Below are 23,473 nucleotides of genomic sequence, written 5' to 3' on the forward strand. Positions count from 1 at the left end.
GCCATATAAATTCAAAGCATGAGTAGGACACGACATGACAACAATTATCGGTGTGCGCAAAGGCAACGACGTCGTCATCGCAGGCGATGGGCAAGTGTCCGTCGGTCAAACCGTGATGAAGGGCACTGCCCACAAGGTGCGGCGATTGTCGCCCGGCGGCAATGACGTGATCTGCGGTTTTGCCGGATCAACGGCGGATGCGTTTACCTTGCTTGAGCGGCTTGAGAAAAAGCTTGAAGCAACACCGGGACAACTCGCCCGCGCTTCGGTCGAACTCGCCAAAGACTGGCGCACCGACAAATACCTGCAAAAGCTTGAGGCGATGTTGATCGTCAGCGACGGCAAAGACCTGTTCGTCATCACGGGCGCTGGTGATGTGCTGGAACCCGAACATGATGTCACTGCCATCGGGTCCGGAGGCAACTATGCACTGGCTGCTGGTCGTGCCCTGATGGATCAGGACCTTGACGCCGAAACCATTGCACGTCGGGCTATGGTCATCGCATCTGAAATTTGCGTCTACACGAACGGCAACCTGACTGTCGAAACCATCTCGTCCTAGCGGCAGAGTTTCCTTGAAACTCTGTCCTCAAAGCCTCGTTGAGGCTTTGGCCCCCGAAAGGAACCGCCATGACTGACCTCACCCCCCGCGAAATTGTCTCCGAACTCGACCGGTTCATCATCGGTCAGAAGGATGCCAAGCGCGCCGTCGCTGTGGCCTTGCGCAACCGCTGGCGGCGCAAGCAGCTTGGCGATGACCTGCGCGACGAAGTTTACCCAAAGAACATCCTGATGATCGGGCCCACTGGTGTGGGCAAAACCGAAATCTCCCGTCGTCTGGCGAAACTCGCCCGCGCGCCCTTCATTAAGGTTGAGGCGACCAAATTCACCGAAGTGGGCTATGTCGGCCGAGATGTGGAGCAGATCGTGCGCGATCTGGTCGAAGCGGCCATTGTCGAAACCCGCGACTACATGCGTGACGATGTGAAACAAAAGGCCCATGAGGCCGCCGAAGAACGTGTCATCACCGCCATTGCCGGAGAAGATGCGCGATCTGGCACGCGCGATATGTTCCGCAAAAAGCTCAAGACAGGGGAATTGGATGACACGATCATCGAACTAGAACTGACCGACACATCATCCCCCCTTGGCGGCATGGAAATCCCCGGCCAACCCCCTGGCATGGGCGGCATGGATCTGGGTGCGATGTTTGGCAAGGCGTTTGGCGGACGGACCGTCCGCAAAAAAGTCACCGTCGCCGCCAGTTACGATCTGCTGATCGCTGATGAGGCGGACAAGCTTCTGGATGACGAAACAGTCACCAAAAAGGCGCTCGAGGCGGTTGAACAAAACGGCATCGTTTTTCTGGATGAGATCGACAAGGTCTGCCGGAACGCCGACGCCCGTGGTGCGGATGTGTCCCGCGAAGGGGTGCAGCGCGATCTGTTGCCGTTGATCGAAGGCACCACCGTCAGCACCAAACATGGGTCGGTCAAAACCGACCATATCCTGTTCATCGCCAGCGGCGCGTTCCACATCGCCAAGCCGTCTGACCTGTTGCCCGAATTGCAGGGTCGCCTGCCGATCCGTGTTGAACTCCGCGCCCTGACCGAGGATGATTTTGTCCGCATCCTGACAGAGACCGACAACGCGCTCACCCGCCAGTACACCGCCCTTATGGGAACCGAGGAAGTGACCGTGTCCTTCACCGACGATGGGATCGCCGCCCTTGCCCGTATTGCGGCAGAGGTGAACGAAAGTGTCGAAAACATCGGCGCGCGGCGGCTCTATACGGTCATGGAACGTGTGTTCGAAGACCTTAGCTTTACTGCACCGGATCGATCCGGTGACGTCATCGACGTGAATGCAGCCTTTGTCGAAGAACATTTGGGCGAACTGAGCCGGTCCACGGACCTCAGCCGCTACGTGCTTTAGGGGTTTTCACCAACGCCCAAGCCGTCCAACAAAGGCGGATGAGCGATCTTGGCTATCTGACCTTCATCAAACACAACGCCCCCTTCCTTGCGACGGGCGCATTGTTGTCGTTTCTCAGCAGTTTCGGACAGACCTTCTTCATCTCAATCTTCGGGGGTGAAATCCGGCAAAGTTACGGTCTGACAAACGGGGAATGGGGCGTGATCTATATGATCGGCACCGGTGCATCCGCGGCGGTGATGGTTTTTGCAGGGGGCTTGGCGGACAGGTTTCGTGTGCGACAACTGGGCATCACTGTGGTCTTGCTGTTGGGTCTGTCCTGCCTGCTGATGGCAGTCAACCCGATCGCCTCGGCTCTGCCCTTTGTCGTCTTCTTTTTGCGGTTCTTCGGTCAGGGGATGACGACCCATGTGGCCACAGTTGCCATGGCCCGCTGGTTTGTCGCCACGCGCGGCCGCGCGTTGGCCGTGGCCGCCATGGGCTTTATGCTGGGTGAGGCCACGTTGCCGCTTTTGATGGTCTGGCTGAAATCCTACGTCGACTGGCATCTGATCTGGATCGGCTGCGCGCTGTTTTGCGTGGCCATGGCCCCCGTCCTTTACAGGTTCCTTCGGCTGGAACGCACGCCGCAGTCCGTTGCCGACGAAGACCAATCCACCGGCCTGTTCGGAAAACACTGGACCCGCGCCGATGCCCTGCGTCATCCGCTGTTCTGGGCCATGGCCCCGGCTGTCATGTCGTTCTCTGGCTTTGGGACCGCATTCTGGTTTCATCAAGTCCACTTCGCGGAGATCAAAGGCTGGTCCCACCTTGCCCTTGTGGCGGTTTTTCCGCTGGGCACGATCACCCTGTTCGCATCAACAATCCTGTTTGGCTGGCTGGTTGATCGTTTGGGTGCCGTGCGGCTTTTACCGTTTTACCTCATCCCTTATGTGGTCGCCTTCATACTCCATTGGTACGCACCGTCCTTGGGGTGGACTGCACTGGCAATCATTCTGATGGGGGCGGCTGGCGGGGGGCAAGCCACGTTACTTAATGCCTGTTGGGCTGAATTTTTTGGCACGTTGCATTTAGGATCAATCAAAGCCGCAACCACTGCGCTGATGGTGCTCGGTTCGGCGCTTGGCCCCGGTGTGTCCGGATGGCTCATTGATCGTGGTGTCGGATTTGAGGTCCAAATGTTGGGCTATGCTGCGACCTTCGCGATTGCTGCGCTTTTGTTGCTGTATCCTGTCGCAGTCGCCAAACGATCAGCGGCCTCGGCGTAGGTAGACGTAGTAGGCCCCGCCGCCGCCATGGCGGATGTGCGCTTCGGTCACTTGCAAAACCAAGCCGCTCAAGGGCGCCATCGCCAGCCACTGTGGCACCTGATGACGCAACACGCCAAACTTCGTCGGGATCGGCCCACCGTCATCTCGGTTCTTGCCCTTGCCGGTGATGACCAGAACCAACCGATGCCCCATGGAGGCAGACCGCAGAATAAACCCCGTCAACGCAGGATGCGCCTGCGCCAAGGTCATGCCGTGCAGATCGATCCGGGCCTCAGGTTTCAACTTGCCACGGCGCAACCGACCATAGGCCTTTTGATCCATCTGGACCGGTGCAGCCCGTAACTGCTGACCTAGCGATGGCAGTAGATCGTGATCCGCGGAATGATCGACCCGTTCGCCCACTTTGAACGATGGGATAGACCGCGGTTGCGGCGTCCCCTTCACGTCCGGCATTTTTGGCGAAGGGCGAACAGCCTTCGCACGGGGCTTCTCCAAAGGCTCTGCCCGTTTTGCCACCAAATCCCACAAAGCGCGTTCTTCGGTGGACAAATGACGCGGGCGTTTCATTCAATCACATCCGGCAAAAGCGCATAGGCCGACTGGACCGGCATCAACACAACCATGCGGCCCCCGTCCTTGATGCGACCCGCAGCCTGACCGGCATCATCGCCTGTGCCAAAGAAAATATCGGCCCGTTGCGACCCCTTGATCGCGGACCCCGTGTCTTGCGCCACCATCAACCGGTTCAATGGATCACGTCCCTGCTTTTCAATCCAGACAGGCGCACCTAAGGGCACGTAAGCAGGATCGACCGCAACCGTGCGCATCGTTGTCACGGACCGGTTCATCGCACCGAGCGGGCCCTTGTCTGCCGGGACCTCATTCACTTCGCGGAAGAAAACGAAACTTTCATTCGCCCAAAGAAGCTGGCGCCCGACCGCACCATTGGCACGGACCCAATTGCGGATCACATCTGCGGACACCTGATGGGGTTGATACACTCCGCGTTCGACAAGTGCCAAACCAACGGACGAATATTCACGCCCATTGGCGCCCCCATATCCCACACGCAGCCAGCCACCGGTGTCGAGTTTCACACGACCAGACCCCTGCACCTGAAGGAAAAACACATCGACCGGATCATCGATCCACGCGATTTCTAGGCCCTGCCCGTCAAACACAGCGCCTTCTTCAATTTCACGTCGGGAGTATTCTCCCGGGTTCGCAGGAAGCCGGTACAAGGGGTATTGATATGGCCCACCACGGGTCAAAGACCCGCGAAGCTCGGGTTCAAAATATCCCGTGAACAATGCGTCCTGACCGTCTTCGATCAGGACAGGCGTGAAAAACCGTTCGAAAAAATCTCGCGGTTCTTGGCGTTGTCCTGCAACGTCACACAGTGCGGACCACGCGGGGTCGCGCATGTCGCTACAGGTGCTCAGGAAAACTTCCATAGCGGCCTGATGGTCATCGTCTGCCCAGCCAGACAAATCGTCAAACTGCAACAACTGATAGCTGGGTTGTGCCATGGCCGCCTCCGCCGCAAAAAACGACAGCCCGAAGGCTGCCGCGCGCAGGATCATTCGCCCGTGGCGACGAGGAACCAATTCGGATCGCCCGTGCCCATCGTACGGCCAAACGTCCAAACGTCGCGTTGTTTCTTAACATCTGTAGGCGATCCTTCGATCAGATCACCGCCCTTGTCATACACCGCTGAGGTGCTTTCCGCGATAAATCGAACCGAAATCTCAGCCTCTTTGGTCACGTCGTCGAATGTCGCATCAACCAAGGTTGTCTCGGAAATACCGACAAAGGTGAAATCGACGCTGAGGCCATTTTGCTCACGTGCCTCAACGACACCGGCAAAGGCCTCATACACGTCATCGGACAAAAAGGGTTTGATTTCAGCCAGATCGCCTTTTTCAAAGCCGGTCAAAATCATTTCGTAGGCACCGCGTGCACCGCGTAGGAATTCCCGCACGTTAAACGTCCGATCTGCGGATTTCATTGCGGTCAGGGCAGTCGCTGCATTGCTGTCGGCATCGACATAATCCGTCACATCGGGGTCCGGACCGCCTTCGATCACGTCAAATTCAGGTGCAGCGCGGTGTGTTTGGGTTGGTGGCTGCACCTGAGGCTTCTCAAACCCTTCGCGTGTTCCCAGCACGCTGCGCAGTCGCAGAATTAGGAAAATCGCAATTCCGGCGAGCACCAGAAGCTGAAGAATGGGCGAATTCATGGATGTTTCTTTCCAATAAGTGGTAACGAAGCCTTACCAGCCTTATGTAGGGTTGGGGGTGGGCCGAGTCCACCGTCACCCCCGTGATTCATTGTCTCACCGGAGGGCACATGCTGCTTCTTTTGCTTTTCATCGGCATTCCACTGCTCGAAATTACGCTTTTTATCCAAGTTGGCGGCGCAATCGGGTTGGGCTGGACGCTCGCGATCGTCGTTTTGACGGCCATTTTAGGTGCGTGGATGGTTCGCAGTCAGGGCGCGCAGGCCATGTTGAACCTACGATCCTCATTTTCAACGTTGCAAGACCCGACAGAACCCTTGGCCCATGGCGCAATGATCCTGTTTTCCGGCGCTTTGTTGCTGACGCCGGGGTTTTTTACTGATTTTGTCGGTTTTGCGCTCCTGATCCCCGCAGTGCGAACGGCCGTTTACCGGCACCTCAAATCCCGTGTCAAAATCCACTCATTCCAGATGGGACCGGACCAAGGCACAGCTGCCAGACACCCCCGCCACCCCCAAGACCGTGTGATTGATGGTGAGTTTGAGGAAATTGACCTCCAAAACCCACCACAAAGCGGCCCGTCTGGCTGGACGAAACATTGAGGCCCCCTGCGGGGCCTGATACACAGCGACAACTTTATTGAAATCCGGAGGGCCACATGGCCGAAGACGACACTACACCCGCAAATGGCGCAACAGACGCCGCCGCTGCCGCAACACCACCGCAGATCAAACAGCGCATCCTCGCCCAGTTTGTGCGCGATATGTCGTTTGAAAACGTCATGGCGCAAAAAGGTGTCGATGGCGAAGTGAAGCCAGAGATCAAGGTTGAAGTGAACCTTGATGCCCGCAAGCGCGGTGCGGACAACCAGTACGAAATCATCACCAAGCTGAAGGTTACATCCACCAACGCAGGGTCTGACAAAACCTTGTTCCTGCTTGAGCTGGAGTATTCCGGTGTGTTCGAAATCGAAGGCGTACCAGAACAGCAGATGCACCCCTACCTGATGATCGAATGCCCGCGCATGACTTTCCCGTTCATCCGCCGCATCGTCAGCGACGTGACACGCGACGGTGGCTTCCCGCCGCTGAACCTTGAACAGATCGATTTTGTGGCCATCTATCGTCAGCAGCTGGCCCTGCGCGCGGCACAGCAGAAAAAAGCAGACGCCTAAAGTTTGTTCCAAAGGGCGTTGTCGCCCAGTTTTTCAACGAACGCGGCGTGGGCCTCTGCCTCCGCCGCGTTTATTTTTGACCCCAGCGGATTAGGGCGCGGCGTAGGGCGCCAATCTGACCCGCCGGTCGTAGATGTCTTGGCGGTCTGATTGCCAGCCAACACCAGATCAGGCTGCCGGCCCCCGATCAGTTCAAGGTAAACCTCAGCCAGAATTTCACTGTCCAACAGCGCGCCGTGCAGCGTACGGTTTGAATTGTCGATGCCAAAGCGCCGACACAGCGCGTCCAGTGATGCGGGTGAGCCGGGGAATTTCTTACGTGCAATCGCCAGCGTATCGAGTGCCTGATCCATCGGTAAAAGCGGGCGGTTGAGCCAGCCAAGCTCCGCATTCAGGAATTTCATATCGAAAGCTGCGTTGTGAATGACCAGTTTGGCGTCGCCAATGAAATCCACAAAGGCCTGCGCGATATCGGCAAAGACAGGTTTGTCTTTCAGGATCACCTCACCCTTTTCCGCAGGGCGTGGGCTGTCCAACAAATCCGGACCGATCCCATGAATTTCAAAGGCTCCGGCGGGCATGGATCGCATAGGGTTGATGTATTGGTGATAGGTCCGGCCGGTCGGCATATGATTGTGCAGCTCAATCGCCCCGATCTCAACAATCCGGTCACCTTCGCTGGGTTCAAACCCAGTGGTTTCGGTATCAAGTACGATTTCACGCATCGGTCTGCCTGCCTTTGATTTGCTGCAAGATATCTCTCACAGAGTGGCGGGCGGCGTCCAGCGATGTTGTTTCAATCACCCAATCGGCACGGGCGCGTTTTTCGGAATCTGGCATCTGGCGGGACAGGATCATATTGAGGTCCGCCTCGGACATCTCGCCGCGTTCAAGCACGCGTCTGCGCTGTTCGTCGGCTGAGGCGGTGACGACGACAACGCCATCGCAAACCGCGTCGGTACCCGTTTCAAACAAAAGCGGGATATCCAGCAAGACGACCGGCGATGTCGTGACAGATAGAAAATCAGCGCGGTCTTTTGCGACCAAAGGATGCACGATGTCTTGCAGATGATCGAGGATCCCCGGATCCTGCGCAATCAAGCCCCGAAGTTTGTCACGAGACACAGCACCACGGTCCATCGCATCGGGATAAAGCTGCGCCACCTTGTGCGCGGCAGGGCCGCCCTTGGCATAGAGCATCCGAACCGTTGCATCCGCATCCCAAACCGGCACGCTTTCACTCGCAAACATGCGCGCCGTTGTGGATTTGCCCATGCCGATCGAACCGGTCAATCCAAGGACGTAGGTCATCCCAGAATGGCAGCCCGTGTATCAACGTCCACCTCAGGCCGCACGCCGAACCACCTTTCAAAACCTGGCACCGCCTGATGCAACAACATGCCGAGGCCGTCGATGGTGATGCAGCCCGCCTCCTCCGCTTCGGCCAAGAACCGAGTTTTTAGCGGCGTATAAACAAGATCAGTCACCACGGTTCCACGGCGCAGACCGTCCAAAGGCACCCGCAATTCAGGTTGGCCTTGCATGCCGAGCGACGTAGTGTTCACAACGGTCGCTGCTTCTTCAAGCATGTTGCCCGCCTGAACCCAATCGACGACCGTCACTTTGGTGCCAAAAGCCGATTGCAGGGCTTCGGCTTTTGGGCGTGTTCGGTTCGTGAGGTAGATTTCCTGCACGCCAACCTCAATCAACGATGCAATGACGGCACGGGCCGCGCCGCCTGCGCCCAAAACTGCCGCCGGACCGATGGATGGGGCCCAGCCAGGTGCGCCTTGTTTAAGGTTGGCGATAAAACCGTAACCATCCGTATTGTCCGCATGGATTTTACCGTCCCGTCGGAAAATCAGCGTATTCGCTGCGCCGATCAGCGTCGCGCGGTCGGTGGCCAAATCCGCGATCTGCAAGACGTCAACCTTATGCGGGATCGTCACATTGCACCCGACGAACCCCATAGAGGGAAGCGTCCGGATGACGGTTTCAAGGTCACCTTCCTGCACAGGCATTGGGATGTAGTAGCCGGAGCGGTTGTAGGTCTTAAGCCAATGGCGAAACAGTTTAGGCGATTTGGAGTGTGAAATCGGATTCCCGATAACGCCAGCGAGGGGGATTGATCGATCAGTCATGCACGCAATGTCCCGCGAAGCGTGAGATAAGACAAGAGTTCCAACAGTGGCAGGCCCTGAATGGTAAATGTGTCCCCCATTATAGACCTGAAAAGACGAATGCCTTCTTCTTCGATTTTATAGCCGCCAACAGACCACCGGATGCTGTCCCAATTCCGGTCGATGTAGTCGTCCAAATACGCGTCGGAGAAGTCGCGCATGGTTAAACGGGCGACGCCCACATGCCGCCAAACCGGTTCAAGCCCGTCATAGATGACCGCAGCAGACAGTAATTGATGCGTCTCCCCCCGTAATTGGGTCAGCTGGTCGTGCGCATCCTCAGGCGAAGTGGGCTTCGACAAAATGCCCCCTTTGAAAGCGAGGACCTGATCGCACCCGAGGATGAGGCGGCCAGACCCCTTTTCCGCGACCTTTCTCGCCTTCATCTCGGCCAAAGTATCGGCGATATCACGGGGTGGAGCATCCTCTGCTTCCAACGCGATCTTGACCGAATCTTCATCGATTCGCGCTGGTATGGCTTCGACCAGAACGCCCGCTTGCTGTAGTAACCTCGCCCGACTTTCGGAGGCGGAGGCGAGAATAAGATCAAAAGACATGTGGATATCCCCGTGGGTGAACCGCTGGACATGTGATGGGCGGAAATGGGGTTAAGAGCAAGAGAACCCCGAACTTGAAAAAGTTATACGAGATATCCTTGATCCATGACGGGTTATCCCCTCGGGACAAGGAAGAATCACGGATGTGGATAAGTTCTGGAGGGACTCAAATCATGCTACAGATCAAACCGATATTTCTATATTTTATGTAATAAATTTAAATATTTAGTAGATCATGAACAGAATTTTTTGACAGGTCTGTCACCTGTATTCCGTGGATAATAACGGGGACAATCCTGATCTGGCATGTTTTCCACATGCCTACTACTTCAACTACATTCTTAAGATTCTTTTTTATTGAGAAAGAAAGATACGGGGTTTTCGACACTTCTTGCCTTGAATTGACAGCTTGGGTTTTATTGCCTAGTGATCGTCAACCTTCGTCCGAAGGTGGTTTTTTCCAGATCTAAGAATGAAGAGGCTGCGGTTGCGGCCCGGAGATCCGTAATGTCTGAAGACATGACATCCATCGACCGTTTGAACCTTGCAGACTTGAAGGCGCAAAGCCCAAAAGATTTGTTGTCTATGGCTGAAGAGCTTGAGATTGAGAACGCGTCAACGATGCGTAAGGGCGACATGATGTTCGCCATTCTCAAGGAACGCGCCGAAGATGATTGGGTTATCGGCGGTGATGGTGTTCTTGAGGTTCTGCAAGATGGCTTCGGTTTTTTGCGGTCGCCCGAGGCAAACTATTTGCCGGGTCCTGACGATATTTACGTTTCACCGGAAATGATCCGTCTGCATGCGTTGCGGACTGGAGATACGGTCGAGGGTGTCATTCAAGAACCATCTGACACAGAGCGGTACTTTGCTTTGACCAAAGTCGAGAAGATCAACTTCGAAGACCCTGAAAAGGCGCGTCACAAGGTTGCGTTCGATAACCTGACACCTCTCTATCCTGATGAACGTCTCAACATGGAAACAGATGATCCGACGGCCAAGGACCGGTCTGCGCGGATTATTGATCTGGTGGCGCCGATTGGGAAGGGACAGCGATCCTTGATCGTGGCCCCGCCGCGGACGGGTAAGACGGTCCTTTTGCAAAATATTGCCCATTCGATCGCGGCCAACCATCCGGAATGCTACCTGATTGTTTTGTTGATCGATGAGCGCCCCGAAGAGGTGACAGACATGCAGCGGTCTGTGAAAGGCGAAGTTGTGAGCTCGACCTTTGATGAACCGCCATCCCGCCACGTTGCGGTATCCGATATGGTGATCGAAAAGGCCAAGCGGCTTGTAGAACATAAGCGGGATGTCGTGATTTTGCTGGACTCCATCACACGTCTGGGCCGTGCGTTTAACACGACAGTGCCATCATCGGGTAAAGTGTTGACTGGTGGTGTAGATGCCAATGCGTTGCAACGTCCGAAGCGGTTCTTTGGTGCGGCGCGGAATATCGAAGAGGGCGGGTCTTTGACAATTATTGCGACTGCTCTGATCGATACCGGTAGCCGGATGGATGAAGTTATTTTCGAAGAGTTTAAAGGTACCGGTAACTCTGAAATTGTTCTGGACCGCAAGGTGGCGGACAAGCGTGTGTTCCCTGCAATGGACATTCTTAAATCTGGTACCCGGAAAGAGGATTTGTTGGTCGACAAGGTTGACCTACAAAAGACCTATGTTTTGCGTCGGATTCTTAACCCTATGGGAACGACAGATGCGATTGAGTTCCTGATTTCGAAATTGAAACAGACCAAGACCAATTCGGACTTCTTCGATTCAATGAACACCTAACTTATTGTTATAAAACAATGGGTTGATACGATGGATACAATTTTTGCATTGGCGTCTGCAGCCGGTAAGGCCGGCGTTTCAGTTGTTCGGGTATCAGGCCCACAGGCTTTAGATGCTGCGGGTCGTCTGGGTGCCCGAGTTGAGCCACATGATCGTAAGTTGGTCCAACTTGTGTCTTGTGATGGAACCTTGATTGATCAAGCCTTTGTACTGAGCTTCGGGCCTGGACGAAGTTTTACTGGGGAGCAGGTCGTTGAGTTTCAAACCCATGGATCGCCAGCTATCGTAGCTGCTCTGCTTTCGGAATTGGGACAAATTGGGTTGCGCCCGGCGGAGCCTGGAGAATTTACACGACGTGCACTGGAATCGGGTGCATTGGACCTTGCCCAAGTTGAAGGTCTGGCCGATCTGATTGATGCGGAAACGGAAAGCCAGCAGCGCCAAGCTCTGAAGGTGTTCAGTGGTGATTTGGGCGCTTTGGTTGACGGTTGGCGACATGATCTGGTTCGGGCCGCGTCGCTTATTGAAGCGACCATCGATTTCGTTGACGAAGATGTTCCGATTGATGTGTTTCCAGAAGTTCGTGGTCTTCTGCAAAGCGTTTTGGAAGATGTCCAGCGAGAGGCAAACGGTGTCGCTATTCGTGAGCGCGTGAGGGACGGATTTGAGGTTGCTCTTGTGGGTCCTCCCAATGCGGGTAAGTCGACTTTGTTAAATCGTCTTGCTGGTCGTGAAGCAGCCATTACCTCTGAGATCGCAGGGACAACCCGTGATGTGATCGAAGTAAAAATGGACCTTAATGGTTTTCCCGTTACGATTTTGGACACAGCCGGACTGCGAGATAGTGCGGATGTGCTCGAAGAAATAGGGATCGAACGTGGACGTACGCGTGCCCTGAATTCAGATGTCCGTATTCATCTGTCCGTCGATGGTCGGTTTGACGATATGTTTGGCGAGGACGGACTTGATTTGTTTGTCCGGTCAAAGTCAGATTTGGGGGGTTCAAGTCAGGGCCTTTCGCTGTCCGCCAAGACTTCTGAAGGTGTTGAAGAGCTGTTGGACAAAATCAGTGAATACCTTTCCAGTCGAGTGGCGGGTGCTGGCGTCGCGACTCGTCAACGCCATGAAGTTGCGCTGAAGGAAGCGTCTGGCAAGTTGGGAGGTGTTCTCGCCTCTCTTGAGGATCACTCTTTGCCGGTGGATTTAATTGCCGAGGACCTGCGTCAATCAATTAGATCATTGGATGCTTTGATTGGTCGCGTCGACGTCGAGAATCTGTTAGATGAAATTTTCTCAAGCTTCTGCATCGGTAAATAAGGATTGTTTCACGTGAAACATCAGTTTGACGTTATTGTTGTTGGCGGTGGACACGCCGGAAGTGAAGCCGCATGTGCGTCCGCTCGCATGGGGGCAAAAACCGCTTTGATTACACTGCGTGCTGCAGATTTGGGCGTGATGTCATGCAATCCAGCTATCGGTGGTCTTGGTAAGGGGCATCTCGTTCGCGAAATTGATGCGTTAGACGGGATCATGGGTATTGCCGCTGATCGGGCCGGAATTCAGTTTAGGCTGTTGAACCGCAAAAAAGGGCCAGCAGTACAGGGGCCGAGGACCCAGGCAGATCGTGCGCTGTATAAGCGAGCAGTTCACAATCTGATTTACGGTTACGAGAATTTATCCGTTCTGACGGGGGAAGTGGTTGATCTAATTGTCAGAAAAAATAGGGTCGAGGGCGTTGTCCTTGCTGATGGTACGGAAATCAGTGCTCGTTCCGTTGTTCTGACATCAGGGACGTTTTTGCGCGGAGTCATCCACATTGGTGATGAAGCGTCATCGGGCGGCCGAATGGGCGATGCGCCTTCGGTTTCTCTGGCGCACCGATTGGATGAGTTAAATTTACCATTGGGCCGCCTAAAAACTGGTACGCCGCCCCGACTAAACGGAAAGACACTCAGATGGGATGTGCTCGATCATCAAGATGCAGATCCTGTTCCGGACGTTTTTTCGTTCCTTCATAAGACTGCCATCGCAGATCAGATTTCTTGCGGAATTACCCATACCAATGAAAAGACCCATGAAATCATTCGGACCAACCTCGAGAGATCCGCAATGTATGGTGGGCACATCGATGGAGTCGGACCAAGATATTGCCCTTCGATTGAGGATAAAGTCGTAAGATTTGCTGATAAGTCATCTCACCAAATATTTCTAGAACCTGAAGGACTGACTGACGACACGGTCTATCCAAATGGAATTTCGACGTCTTTGCCGGTTGATGTGCAGATGGATTACGTTCACTCAATCTATGGGCTTGAGAATGCGGAGATTCTTCAGCCTGGCTATGCCATTGAGTATGATTACGTTGATCCGAGAAGTCTGAGTATGAAGCTAGAGCTCAAGTCTCTCCCAGGCCTTTATTTGGCTGGTCAAATCAATGGAACGACTGGATATGAGGAGGCTGCAGCGCAAGGCCTTGTTGCAGGATTGAATGCTGCAGCTGCGGCGCATGATCGGCCACCGGTCATGTTTGATAGGGCGACGTCCTACATTGGGGTGATGGTCGATGACCTTACAGTCAGAGGTGTGACTGAACCTTATCGAATGTTCACCTCCCGCGCCGAGTTTAGGCTGTCCTTGCGAGCAGACAATGCGGATCAGAGGTTAACTCCGATTGGCCATCAACACGGTTGTGTGGGTGATAGACGCTGGAAGGTGTTCAAGGAAAAGAAGAATAACCTTGAAAAAGGTATGGGTCTGCTTGAAGGGAAGAGTGTTCCATCACGAGATTTGAATGCTGCTGGGGTAAAAGTGAGTGCGGATGGTCCAAGGCGGAGCCTGTATGAGGCGCTGACCATTGCTGGAACTCAGATTGAAACACTTCTTTCATTCGAGCCCGAACTCGCTCAATTGGCTGGGGATATACGGACTCAACTAGAGAGGGATGCCCTTTATGCCCACTACATCAACCGCCAAGCCAATGATGTACAAGCCCTCAAAAGAGACGAAAATAAATCGATACCGCATGACTTCTCTTATGACGGCATAGATGGTCTTTCGAATGAACTTCGGACCAAGTTAATTGCAGCAAAGCCCGATAATTTAGCTCAAGCATCTCGAGTGGATGGAATGACCCCCGCGGCATTAATGCTCATCCTAGCTGAACTGAAGCACCTGTCTTTCGGTCAAAAGGCGTCTTGATGGCCGATCATTTAGTCCTGAGACAGCTAAATGTTTCACGTGAAACAATAGAGAAGTTAGAGAATTTTGGCACGCTTCTCGAAAAATGGACCAAGTCCATCAACCTAATTGCGCCAAGAAGTGTACCCGATCTCTGGACGCGTCACATTGTAGACAGCGCCCAGTTATACAAATTGGCGCCGGAAGGATGGGCGTCTTGGACAGACATGGGCAGTGGTGGCGGTCTTCCGGCACTTGTCATCGCAATTCTGGATCCTGACTCGCGGCCGATCACTTTAATTGAGAGTGACCAAAGAAAGTGTTCTTTTTTAAGAACTGCAAAGCGAGAATTGCATCTTAACGTGACAATTGTCGCTGGCCGTATAGGGGATGTTTCAGTGTCACCGACGGATGTTGTGTCTGCTCGGGCGCTAGCGCCGCTGTCGGACCTTCTGCACTACTCCTCCAATCTCATCAAGCCATCGGGGATGTGTCTGTTTCCTAAGGGATCAAAACATATAGATGAAATTTCAGTTGCCAAAGAAAAGTATGATTTTGACCTCACAATTCACCCCAGCCATACTCATCCCGATGCTGGAGTACTCGAAATCTCAAGGATAGCCCCTCGTGAACATTAGTCGCACAACCAACCCCAAAATTATCGCAGTGGCCAATCAAAAAGGCGGCGTGGGCAAGACAACGACAACCATTAACCTTGGCGCTGCCTTGGCAAAACAGGGGCATAGAACGTTGCTCATTGACCTTGATCCGCAGGGCAATGCGTCCACCGGGCTCGGTATTGATCCAGAAAATCGTCTTGTGACCACCTATGATCTGTTGTCTGGTGAGGCGGGTCCAACCGAAGCTGCCCAAACTACAAACGTTGAAGACCTCTTGATCATCGCGGCAACCACCGATCTAAGTTCCGCTGACATGAACCTGATGGCGAACGAAAAACGAAGCTTTATGCTACATGACGCGATCCATCAGCCGAGTATCGATGCTCTGAACTTAGACTACATCTTGATCGACTGTCCGCCATCTCTCAATATATTGACGGTAAATGCTATGATCGCATCGGATTCCGTCATTGTGCCTCTTCAAAGCGAATTCTTTGCACTGGAAGGATTATCCCAATTGATGCTGACTGTTCGTGAAGTGCGGCAAACTGCGAATCCAAACCTCAGGATTGAGGGCGTTGTCCTGACGATGTACGACAAACGAAACAATCTCTCTCAACAAGTCGAGGAAGATGCGCGCAGTAACTTAGGAGATATGGTCTTTCAGACGGTCATCCCGCGGAATGTGCGTTTGAGCGAGGCGCCTTCGTATGCGCTCTCCGCGATTGACTACGACCCTGCCTCCAAGGGCTCTATTGCCTACGTTGATTTGGCCAAAGAGCTTACCAAACGTGCGTCACACTCTGATCGGAAAGCCTCATGAGCAATTCAAGAAAACAAGCACGTGGTCTTGGGCGTGGTCTATCCGCTCTGATGTCCGATGTTCCGCCGGCTCCTGCCGAAGGTGAAGCCGCGACAGTGGCATCTGAGCGTCAAATTCCCATTGAACAAATTTACCCAAATCCAGATCAGCCGCGCCGCTCTTTTGATGATCAGGCTATGGATGATCTTACTGCGTCGATTTCCGAAAAGGGGGTTATTCAGCCACTCATCGTGCGTCGGAAAGAGGGTCCGAAAGGATCATATGAGATTGTCGCCGGTGAACGCCGTTGGCGTGCGTCCCAGCGGGCCAAGCTCCATGAAGTCCCCGTCATTATTCGCGATTTCAACGATGTTGAAGTCCTAGAAGTTGCGATCATTGAGAATATTCAACGGTCTGACCTTAACGCCATTGATGAAGCGGCGGGTTATAAACAACTGATGGAAAAGTTTGGACGGACGCAGGAGGAAATGGGCAAAGCTCTCGGCAAAAGCCGAAGCCATATCGCAAACTCGGTTCGCCTCCTCTCGCTTCCAGATTCCGTTCAATCGCTCTTGGCTGATGGACGGCTTTCTGCCGGTCATGCGCGTACACTTGTTGGACATCCCGATGCAGACGCCTTGGCGGCCGAGATCGTAAAGAAAGGTCTTTCCGTCAGAGATGCCGAGAAGCTGAGTAAAGCCGCAAAATCTGACAAGCCTAAGCCAACGAAAGCCGCCTCCCCGGCGAAGGATGCAGACACTATTCAGGTGGAAAATGAACTTTCTGCTCAACTAGGGATGAAGGTTAATGTGAACCACGCCGCAGGTCGAGAAAATGGCCAACTGGTTTTGCATTACCGTGATCTTGAACAACTTGACGATCTTCTTCGCCTTTTGTCAGGCGGCTAGTTGGCCAGCAGTTTTGCGATGATGGCATTCAGAACAGGTCGGCCTGATTGCGTCACGCGCAAGGTGCGATGGGTCTGATAGAGGAGCCCTAGATCAGCTAACACATTGATATTTTTTCTATTTTCGTCAATCCAAGACGATGGAAGCTCGATGCCGTCCCTCATCCGCAGGCCCATAAGAATACGCTCGGACAACACGTCTTTTTCATTCATGGCCGATTTAGAAACGTCGCCCGATCCGGTCGCCTTTACACGTTCCAACCAAGCGGCAGGCGCCCGCGCCCCGATGGTTTCGAACCGAACGCCATCCAACGTCAAACGACCGTGAGCACCGGGCCCGATTCCAGCCCAGTCTCCAGATGCCCAATAGATTTGATTGTGTCTGCTCTCTTGCCCTATTTTAGCATGATTAGACACTTCATATGCCGGAAGCTCGGCTTCAACACATAGCTCTTGGGTTACATCCCATAGATCGGCCGCGACATCTTCATCGGGAAGACCTTTCAGTGTGCCGCGCTTAAATCGGTCACCAAATGCTGTACCGTCTTCGATTGTGAGCTGGTACAAAGACAGATGATCGGGATCAAATGACAATGCCTGCGTCAGCTCCTTACGCCAGCTCGCAACGTCTTGGTGTTGCCGAGCATAAATCAGATCAAAGCTGACGCGGTCAAAGGTGGAGCGCGCAACGTCGACAGCAGTCAAGGCTTCGGCAACGGAATGCAATCGGCCTAAAGCCTTTAGATCTTTATCGTCCAAAGCCTGCACGCCAACGGACACCCGATTTACCCCGGCTTTACGATAACCAGCAAAACGGTCAGCTTCGATCGATGTCGGGTTCGCTTCTAATGTGACTTCCAGATCATTGGCCAAGCGCCAGTGCTTTGCGATCCGGTCCAAAATGCGTTCAACGGTGGATACCTTCATGAGGCTCGGTGTTCCGCCGCCGAAAAACACAGAATTTAGAACGCGGCCTCCGGTCAGGTCCGCAATACGGTCCAACTCCGCCTCAAACGCAGAGGCCCAAGCATCGTCGTCCACTGTCGCCACGACGTGGGAATTGAAATCGCAATAAGGACACTTCGCTTGGCAAAATGGCCAATGCAGATAGATGCCAAAGCCACCTTCAGGCAAAGCAGCCCTCGATCAGTTTGGTGAAGGCATCGGCGCGGTGGCTGATCTTGTTCTTCTCCCAACGGTCCATTTCACCAAAGGTGATGTCATACCCGTCGGGTTGGAAAATCGGATCATATCCATGCCCTTGATCACCGCGCATAGGCCACACCAATTGACCGGGCATCACGCCTTCGAATACCTCATCGTGCCCATCGGGCCAGGCAAGGACCAGACAACAGCGAAATTGCGCGCGGCGGGGATGGGGGGCGTCCCGCGCTTCCAGTTCGGACCACGTGCGGGTCATCGCCATCTCAAAATCACGGCCCGTTGGGGTTTCGGCCCAATCCGCCGTATACACCCCGGGCGCGCCATCAAGTCCATCCACCGTAATCCCACTGTCATCGGACAAGGCCGGCAGCCCGGTCGCCTTCACAGCCGCACGGGCCTTGATCCGCGCGTTTCCAGTGAACGTCGTTTCAGTCTCTTCTGGTTCAGGCAACCCATGATCGGCGTTCGACGAGACTGATACCCCGAACGGGGACAGCAAATCCGCGATCTCTTCCAGCTTGCCGCGATTGTGTGTCGCGATCAGCAGCTCCTGTCCGTCAAACTTACGCATTCACAGCTGCCAGCTGGGCGGCAGACAATTCCGCAATGCCCTTGTCCGCCAGTTCCATCATCGCATTCATCTGGTCACGGCTGAACGTTGAACCTTCCGCCGACATCTGAATCTCGATCAGCTTTGACCCCGACATCACGAAATTTCCGTCAACACCGGCCTCGCTGTCCTCGGGGTAATCCAAATCCAGAACGGACTGCCCCGCATAGACACCACAAGACACAGCCGCCACCGGATCGACCAGCGGATCAGACACAACGTCGCCCGCTTTCATCAGCTTTTGGACCGCCAGCTTCAGCGCGACCCAGCCACCCGTGATCGACGCGCAGCGGGTTCCACCATCGGCTTGGATCACATCACAATCCACAACGATCTGTCGCTCACCCAAAGCCACCCGGTCCACACCTGCGCGCAAAGACCGCCCGATCAACCGTTGGATTTCCTGTGTCCGGCCGCTCTGTCCATTCTTGGCCTCCCGCCGCATCCGCGTGTTTGTTGCGCGGGGCAGCATGCCATATTCTGCAGTGACCCACCCCAAACCGGAGTTCTTCAAGAACGGCGGAACGCGGTCATCAATCGTTGCAGTGCACAACACATGCGTGTCTCCGCATTTGATCAAACACGAACCCTCCGCATGGCGGGTCACGCCTGTCTCAATTGAAATCGTCCGCATTTCATCTATCTGACGTCCAGAGGGTCGCATCATATGTCCTTTCGTGACTTTCCCCTGTCCGATACGCCCCCTGCCCCTTAATTCCAACCCCGATTGACCTTTCGGCACGCACAGGCCTATATGCCATCGCCCCAAGGGACCGCCCATGACCGATCAAACGCCCAGCCTTGATGACATGAACGCCCGCTCACGCGAGGTGTTTCGCCGCGTGGTTGAGGGGTATTTGGAAACAGGCTCACCGGTTGGATCCAGAACACTGACGCGCACATTGTCCGAACAGGTCAGCGCGGCGACGATCCGGAATGTCATGCAAGACCTCGAATATCTTGGTCTGCTCGATAGTCCGCATATTTCTGCCGGACGTATTCCGACCCAACAAGGCCTGCGTATGTTCGTGGATGGCCTGCTTGAGGTAGGCGATCTGGACGGCACCGACCGTGCCGCGATCGATCAGACCATGGGCGGCAACTCCGACGATGTGACCACGCTTTTGGATCGCGTTGGCTCCGCTTTGTCTGGTGTGACCCAAGGTGCCAGCCTTGTCCTCGCCCCCAAACATGAAGCCGCGATCAAACATATAGAGTTTGTAAGCCTCGCCGCTGACCGCGCCCTCGTTGTTCTTGTGTTTGCCGATGGTCACGTAGAAAACCGCGTCTTCACCCCGCCCCCCGGTCAAACGCCGTCATCAATGCGGGAGGCTGCGAATTTCATCAACTCCCTCGCCGAGGGCCGCACACTGACGGAGCTTGGCCACGCGATCTCACGTGAGATGAAAACCCGCCGTCAGGAAATCGACAGCATCGCACGTGAACTGGTCGAATCCGGCGCCGCCATCTGGGAAAACAAAGGCGAATCGACCGAACGTCTGATCGTGCGTGGCCGCGGCAATTTGTTGTCTGACGATGACCAATCCGACCTCGCCCGCATCCGCACCCTCTTTGACGACCTTGAACGCAAACGCGACATCGCTGAATTCCTCGATCTGACGGAGGCTGGCGAAGGCGTGCGCATTTTCATCGGGTCTGAAAACAAACTTTTCTCACTTTCGGGTTCCTCTTTGGTGGTTTCCCCATATATGAACGCTGATCGAAAGATCGTGGGCGCGGTCGGGGTCATCGGACCCACCCGCCTCAATTACGGGCGCATCGTGCCCATCGTGGATTACACCGCGCAACTGGTCGGGAAACTGATTTCGGACCGCGGATAAGAAGGCAGAGTTATGGCTGACAAAGAAAACGAATTTCTGGATGACATCATGGCTGACGTGAACAGCGGCCCTGAGGATGAAATGACCCTCGAAGACCTCGCCAATGAAGAGGTCGATGAAAACACTGTCGAACTTCAGGCTGAAATTGATGAGCTGAAGAACGCCTATATGCGTGCCCTCGCTGACGCCGAAAACACCCGCAAACGGGCCGACCGTGACCGGCGTGAGGCCGAGAATTACGGCGGTTCCCGCCTCGCCCGTGATCTTCTGCCTGTCTATGACAACCTTGAACGTGCGCTGGCCAATGCCAAGGAAGACGGCAAAGACGGCGACAAAGCGCTGCTTGAGGGTGTTGAACTGACGATGCGTGCTTTGGTCGAAGTGTTCAAAAAGCACGGTATCGACCCGATCCGCCCCGAGGTTGGCGATAAATTTGATCCTCAGCACCACGAAGCTATGTTCGAAGCGCCCGTGCCCGGCACCCAAAAGGGCGACATCATTCAGGTGTCCACAACCGGCTTTATGTTGCACGACCGTTTGTTGCGACCTGCGCAGGTCGGTGTGTCTTCTACTCCGAAGTCTTAACCAACCCACGAAGCTCGTAAATCAGATCCAACGCCGCTTTGGGCGACAGATCATCTGGTAAAACATCTTTCAGCCGCGCCTCCACTTCGGATGGCGCGGTTTTTGTTGGGGCGGGCGCTGGTGTGGCACTAAACAGCGGCAAATCGTCGATGACGGCCTTCTGTTTGCCCTCCCGTTCGCCCTTCTCCAAGGCCTCTAAAACGACTTTCGCACGGTCGACGACAACGCTGGGCAAACCAGCCAGTCGCGCCACTTGCACACCGTAAGATCGGTCGGCCGTGCCACGTTTCACCTCGTGGAGGAAAATTACGTCCCCTTCCCACTCCTTCACCGTCACCGTCGCGTTGGCGACAGAATCCAACTTCTCCGACAACTGCGTCATCTCATGGTAATGCGTCGCAAACAGCGCGCGGCAGCGATTCACATCATGCAAGTGCTCTAAGGTCGCCCAGGCGATCGACAATCCGTCATAGGTCGCCGTGCCCCGCCCGATTTCATCCAAAATCACCAAGGCGCGGTCGTCCGCTTGGTTTAGGATCGCCGCTGTCTCAACCATTTCGACCATGAACGTGGACTGCCCTTTGCTCAAATCATCTGACGCGCCGACGCGGCTGAATATCTGGCTGACCACGCCGATATGAGCCTCCAACGCCGGTACGAATGCCCCCATCTGCGCCAGAACTGCGATCAAAGCGTTCTGACGCAAATAGGTCGACTTACCCGCCATGTTCGGACCCGTCAGCAACCAGATCGACTCCGCCGATAAATCACAATCATTGGCCACAAAAGGCGTTCCTGTCGGCTTCAACGCGGCCTCAACCACCGGATGCCGCCCATCTGTGATCACAAATTCACGCCCTGATGACATCACGGGCCGGAGCCAACCCTCTTCCCGTGCCAATCGCGCCAAGGCGGCGTTCAGATCAAACTCCGCCAATCCGCGCGCCAGTTCAAAAAGCGCGGGCGCTTGATCTAAAATAGCATGTCTCAGGCTGGAATAGAGCCGTTTTTCAATTTCAAGGCATTGCCCGCCCGCATTCAAAATACGGCTTTCCAACTCCGATAGTTCTACCGTCGTGAACCGCACTTGGTTGGCTGTCGTCTGCCTGTGTATGAATGTTTCGGACAGCGGCGCAGCCAACATTTTGGCGGAATGGGTGGCAGTTACTTCGATGAAATAGCCCAGTACATTGTTGTGCTTGATCTTAAGTGCGGCAATCTCGGTTTCATCAGCATAGCGCGACTGCATCTGCGCAATCACAGAGCGGCCCTCATCGCGCAATGACCGGAATTCATCCAAGTCGGCGTCATAACCTGTCGCAACAAACCCCCCGTCCCTCGCCAATAAAGGCGGTTCGGCAACAAGTGCTGCGTCCAACAGATCCAACAGCGTGTCCTGCCCTATCAAACTCCGCGCCGCCTGCCCTAAGACCTCAGGCATGTCTTCTGGCAAAGCGTCCGCTATGACCGCCGCCTGCGCAATCGCGCCACGGACGGCCGCCATGTCACGCGGCCCGCCCCGATCCAGCGACAACCGCGAAAGGGCGCGATCAAGATCAGGCACCTCCCGCAATCGGTCTTCCAGAAGGGCCGCGATATCGCCCCGCTCTAAACACCAAGCCACAGCATCATGGCGTGCGCCGATCAGCCCTAAATCACGCGATGGCGACGACATGCGGCGTTCGAGCAACCGTGCCCCACCCGATGTCAGTGTTTTGTCCACAACAGACAATAGCGACCCTGCCCGCCCGCCGGACATTCCGCGGGTTAGCTCTAACGAACGCCGGGTCGCTGCATCAATTTGCATCGCTGCATCCCTTGCTTCGCGCACCGGTGGGCGGAGCATGGGCAATTTCCCCTTTTGGGTGATGTCCAGATACTCAACAACTGCAGCCATCGCCGCAACTTCGGCACGTGAAAACGCCCCGAACCCGTCCAAAGACTTCACGGAATAGACACTGTTCAAGCGCTTTTCGCCATTCGTACTGTCGAATGCCGCGTTTCCTAGAACAGTTAAGGCAGCACCTGAATCCTCGACGATCTCACCGAACCCGGCTTCACCGCTCTCCGCCAGCAACACCTCTTTCGGGGTCAGTCGCGCCAACTCAGGCCCCAGCCCTGACGCGTCACAGCCCAGAACGGAAAATGCACCGGTTGAGATGTCCACCCAGGCCAAAGCACCTTCCCCGCGCACGTCGGCGTAGGCCGCCAAAAAGTTATGCCGCCGTGCATCGAGCAGTGAATCTTCGGTCAGCGTCCCAGGCGTGACCACCCGCGTCACCCCGCGTTTGACGACCGCCTTATACCCGCGCTTTTTCGCCTCCGCGGGGCTTTCCAACTGTTCACAAACCGCGACGCGATGCCCTTTGCGGATCAATGTCAGAAGATATCCTTCGGCTGCATGAAAGGGGACGCCGCACATAGCGATATCTTCACCCAAGTGCTTGCCTCGTTTGGTCAGCGCGATATCCAACGCCTCTGCCGCCTTCACGGCATCTTCAAAGAACAGCTCATAGAAATCACCCATCCGGTAGAACAGCAAAGCGTCCGGGTGATCGGCTTTAATCTCAAGGTATTGCGCCATCATTGGCGTCACGGTGCTGCTCATGGATCCCCC

General features: G+C 54.8%; 24 protein-coding genes. 13 read left to right on the forward strand and 11 right to left on the reverse strand.

Annotated elements, in window-relative coordinates; genetic code table 11:
• The first annotated feature begins 34 nt into the window (after nucleotides 1-34).
• From hslV to ACTG36_RS01385, 3 genes are all read left to right on the forward strand, one after another.
• Entirely contained in the window at nucleotides 35-562 is a 528-nt protein-coding gene (gene hslV, locus ACTG36_RS01375; RefSeq protein ID WP_375279549.1) for an ATP-dependent protease subunit HslV, read from the forward strand.
• Between the two features lie 68 nt (nucleotides 563-630).
• Nucleotides 631-1,935: an ATP-dependent protease ATPase subunit HslU gene (gene hslU, locus ACTG36_RS01380; RefSeq protein ID WP_375279550.1), complete on the forward strand. Its 1,305-nt coding sequence runs from the start codon at nucleotides 631-633 to the stop codon at nucleotides 1,933-1,935.
• A 38-nt stretch (nucleotides 1,936-1,973) separates the two neighbouring features.
• Nucleotides 1,974-3,203 carry an MFS transporter gene (locus ACTG36_RS01385; protein WP_439141258.1) on the forward strand — a complete coding sequence of 410 codons (1,230 nt, stop codon included), beginning with the start codon at nucleotides 1,974-1,976 and terminating at the stop codon, nucleotides 3,201-3,203.
• On the opposite strand, the gene ACTG36_RS01390 is transcribed toward ACTG36_RS01385, so the two are convergent.
• The 3 genes from ACTG36_RS01390 to ACTG36_RS01400 are packed head-to-tail and all read right to left on the reverse strand — an operon-like array spanning nucleotide 3,186 to nucleotide 5,445.
• Nucleotides 3,186-3,773 (reverse strand): Smr/MutS family protein, encoded by a 588-nt coding sequence (locus ACTG36_RS01390; RefSeq protein WP_375279552.1) that lies wholly within the window; start codon nucleotides 3,771-3,773, stop codon nucleotides 3,186-3,188. The genes ACTG36_RS01385 and ACTG36_RS01390 overlap by 18 nt on opposite strands.
• Complete coding sequence (mltA, locus tag ACTG36_RS01395; RefSeq protein WP_375279553.1) at nucleotides 3,770-4,789, reverse strand: murein transglycosylase A; 1,020 nt, start codon at nucleotides 4,787-4,789, stop codon at nucleotides 3,770-3,772. The genes ACTG36_RS01390 and mltA overlap by 4 nt, the downstream gene beginning before the upstream one ends.
• Nucleotides 4,786-5,445, reverse strand: a complete 660-nt coding sequence (locus ACTG36_RS01400) for a Tim44/TimA family putative adaptor protein (protein ID WP_375279554.1) — start codon at nucleotides 5,443-5,445, stop codon at nucleotides 4,786-4,788. Before ACTG36_RS01400 ends, mltA begins: the two co-directional genes overlap by 4 nt.
• Before the next feature lie 110 nt (nucleotides 5,446-5,555).
• Here ACTG36_RS01400 and ACTG36_RS01405 point away from each other — a divergent pair, with 110 nt between their 5' ends.
• Together ACTG36_RS01405 and secB are read left to right on the forward strand one after the other, a co-directional pair.
• The gene (locus ACTG36_RS01405) at nucleotides 5,556-6,047 is read left to right on the forward strand and encodes an FxsA family protein (protein WP_375279555.1); all 492 of its coding nucleotides are present in this window, start codon (nucleotides 5,556-5,558) and stop codon (nucleotides 6,045-6,047) included.
• Nucleotides 6,048-6,103: 56 nt separating this feature from the next.
• Nucleotides 6,104-6,619 (forward strand): protein-export chaperone SecB, encoded by a 516-nt coding sequence (gene secB / locus ACTG36_RS01410; protein ID WP_375279556.1) that lies wholly within the window; start codon nucleotides 6,104-6,106, stop codon nucleotides 6,617-6,619.
• On the opposite strand, the gene dnaQ is transcribed toward secB, so the two are convergent.
• The 4 genes from dnaQ to ACTG36_RS01430 are packed head-to-tail and all read right to left on the reverse strand — an operon-like array spanning nucleotide 6,616 to nucleotide 9,356.
• Nucleotides 6,616-7,344: a DNA polymerase III subunit epsilon gene (gene dnaQ, locus ACTG36_RS01415; protein ID WP_375279557.1), complete on the reverse strand. Its 729-nt coding sequence runs from the start codon at nucleotides 7,342-7,344 to the stop codon at nucleotides 6,616-6,618. The two genes, secB and dnaQ, sit on opposite strands and share 4 nt — an antisense overlap.
• Complete coding sequence (gene coaE / locus ACTG36_RS01420; RefSeq protein ID WP_375279558.1) at nucleotides 7,337-7,930, reverse strand: dephospho-CoA kinase; 594 nt, start codon at nucleotides 7,928-7,930, stop codon at nucleotides 7,337-7,339. The genes dnaQ and coaE overlap by 8 nt, the downstream gene beginning before the upstream one ends.
• On the reverse strand, nucleotides 7,927-8,760 hold the full coding sequence (locus tag ACTG36_RS01425; protein WP_375279559.1) for a shikimate dehydrogenase: 834 nt from the start codon (nucleotides 8,758-8,760) through the stop codon (nucleotides 7,927-7,929). Before ACTG36_RS01425 ends, coaE begins: the two co-directional genes overlap by 4 nt.
• Nucleotides 8,757-9,356, reverse strand: a complete 600-nt coding sequence (locus ACTG36_RS01430; protein WP_375279560.1) for a Maf family protein — start codon at nucleotides 9,354-9,356, stop codon at nucleotides 8,757-8,759. The genes ACTG36_RS01425 and ACTG36_RS01430 overlap by 4 nt, the downstream gene beginning before the upstream one ends.
• A 519-nt stretch (nucleotides 9,357-9,875) precedes the next feature.
• On the opposite strand from ACTG36_RS01430, the gene rho reads away from it, so the two are divergent.
• From rho to ACTG36_RS01460, 6 genes are read left to right on the forward strand one after another with little or no spacing between them, the layout of a single operon-like run.
• Nucleotides 9,876-11,150, forward strand: a complete 1,275-nt coding sequence (rho, locus tag ACTG36_RS01435) for a transcription termination factor Rho (protein WP_375279561.1) — start codon at nucleotides 9,876-9,878, stop codon at nucleotides 11,148-11,150.
• Nucleotides 11,151-11,180: 30 nt separating this feature from the next.
• Nucleotides 11,181-12,467, forward strand: coding sequence for a tRNA uridine-5-carboxymethylaminomethyl(34) synthesis GTPase MnmE (gene mnmE / locus ACTG36_RS01440; protein ID WP_375279562.1), 1,287 nt, complete (start codon nucleotides 11,181-11,183; stop codon nucleotides 12,465-12,467).
• A 3-nt stretch (nucleotides 12,468-12,470) separates the two neighbouring features.
• Entirely contained in the window at nucleotides 12,471-14,348 is a 1,878-nt protein-coding gene (gene mnmG, locus ACTG36_RS01445) for a tRNA uridine-5-carboxymethylaminomethyl(34) synthesis enzyme MnmG (RefSeq protein ID WP_375279563.1), read from the forward strand.
• On the forward strand, nucleotides 14,348-14,965 hold the full coding sequence (rsmG, locus tag ACTG36_RS01450; protein WP_375279564.1) for a 16S rRNA (guanine(527)-N(7))-methyltransferase RsmG: 618 nt from the start codon (nucleotides 14,348-14,350) through the stop codon (nucleotides 14,963-14,965). Before mnmG ends, rsmG begins: the two co-directional genes overlap by 1 nt.
• Nucleotides 14,955-15,770 carry a ParA family protein gene (locus tag ACTG36_RS01455; RefSeq protein ID WP_375279565.1) on the forward strand — a complete coding sequence of 272 codons (816 nt, stop codon included), beginning with the start codon at nucleotides 14,955-14,957 and terminating at the stop codon, nucleotides 15,768-15,770. Before rsmG ends, ACTG36_RS01455 begins: the two co-directional genes overlap by 11 nt.
• Nucleotides 15,767-16,657: a ParB/RepB/Spo0J family partition protein gene (locus tag ACTG36_RS01460; protein ID WP_375279566.1), complete on the forward strand. Its 891-nt coding sequence runs from the start codon at nucleotides 15,767-15,769 to the stop codon at nucleotides 16,655-16,657. Before ACTG36_RS01455 ends, ACTG36_RS01460 begins: the two co-directional genes overlap by 4 nt.
• Here ACTG36_RS01460 and hemW read toward each other — a convergent pair.
• From hemW to rph, 3 genes are read right to left on the reverse strand one after another with little or no spacing between them, the layout of a single operon-like run.
• A complete protein-coding gene (hemW, locus tag ACTG36_RS01465; RefSeq protein ID WP_375279567.1) occupies nucleotides 16,654-17,790 on the reverse strand; it encodes a radical SAM family heme chaperone HemW in 1,137 nt (378 codons plus the stop codon). The genes ACTG36_RS01460 and hemW overlap by 4 nt on opposite strands.
• Nucleotides 17,783-18,391 carry an RdgB/HAM1 family non-canonical purine NTP pyrophosphatase gene (rdgB, locus tag ACTG36_RS01470; RefSeq protein WP_375279568.1) on the reverse strand — a complete coding sequence of 203 codons (609 nt, stop codon included), beginning with the start codon at nucleotides 18,389-18,391 and terminating at the stop codon, nucleotides 17,783-17,785. Before rdgB ends, hemW begins: the two co-directional genes overlap by 8 nt.
• Nucleotides 18,384-19,094: a ribonuclease PH gene (gene rph / locus ACTG36_RS01475; protein WP_375279683.1), complete on the reverse strand. Its 711-nt coding sequence runs from the start codon at nucleotides 19,092-19,094 to the stop codon at nucleotides 18,384-18,386. Before rph ends, rdgB begins: the two co-directional genes overlap by 8 nt.
• 115 nt (nucleotides 19,095-19,209) lie before the next feature.
• Here rph and hrcA point away from each other — a divergent pair, with 115 nt between their 5' ends.
• Both hrcA and ACTG36_RS01485 read left to right on the forward strand, forming a co-directional pair.
• Nucleotides 19,210-20,271 (forward strand): heat-inducible transcriptional repressor HrcA, encoded by a 1,062-nt coding sequence (gene hrcA, locus ACTG36_RS01480; RefSeq protein ID WP_375279569.1) that lies wholly within the window; start codon nucleotides 19,210-19,212, stop codon nucleotides 20,269-20,271.
• A gap of 12 nt (nucleotides 20,272-20,283) precedes the next feature.
• On the forward strand, nucleotides 20,284-20,856 hold the full coding sequence (locus ACTG36_RS01485) for a nucleotide exchange factor GrpE (RefSeq protein ID WP_375279570.1): 573 nt from the start codon (nucleotides 20,284-20,286) through the stop codon (nucleotides 20,854-20,856).
• On the opposite strand, the gene mutS is transcribed toward ACTG36_RS01485, so the two are convergent.
• Complete coding sequence (mutS, locus tag ACTG36_RS01490) at nucleotides 20,840-23,464, reverse strand: DNA mismatch repair protein MutS (protein ID WP_375279571.1); 2,625 nt, start codon at nucleotides 23,462-23,464, stop codon at nucleotides 20,840-20,842. The genes ACTG36_RS01485 and mutS overlap by 17 nt on opposite strands.
• Nucleotides 23,465-23,473 lie beyond the last annotated feature (9 nt).

Origin of the sequence: Pseudooctadecabacter sp., from assembly GCF_965657175.1 — a bacterium.
GTDB lineage: Bacteria > Pseudomonadota > Alphaproteobacteria > Rhodobacterales > Rhodobacteraceae > Octadecabacter.